This is a genomic window from Psychrobacter sp. 16-MNA-CIBAN-0192, from assembly GCF_040309565.1.
In the GTDB taxonomy this organism is placed as follows: Bacteria; Pseudomonadota; Gammaproteobacteria; order Pseudomonadales; family Moraxellaceae; genus Psychrobacter.
On sequence record NZ_JBEOOX010000311.1, the window covers coordinates 1 to 267 of the forward strand.

Annotated in this window: 1 protein-coding gene; it reads right to left on the reverse strand. The window is 46.8% G+C overall.

Annotation, left to right across the window (positions count from 1 at the left end):
- On the reverse strand, window positions 1-267 hold a 267-nt coding region (locus tag AAEY78_RS13375), incomplete at both ends, for an alpha/beta hydrolase (protein ID WP_502943778.1).

Genomic DNA, 267 nt, shown 5'->3' on the forward strand with positions numbered 1-267 from the left:
TATCTGTGGCATACACACTTGATGTGCCATTGGATACGTATGGTAATCTACAGCATATCCTTTGGCAGATAATACTTTGTAGGCTTTCTCTCCAAGGATGGCAGGAACCACCATATCGTGTGTACCATGCGCAATAAATATCGGTAGGTGCTCATTGGCAGCGCTATAGTTCAGCCTGTCATTGGTTGCTAAATAAGTCGATAATGCCATCAGACCTGCCAATCGCTGCGGATAACTCAGTGCCACATGATAGGCCACTGCCCCACC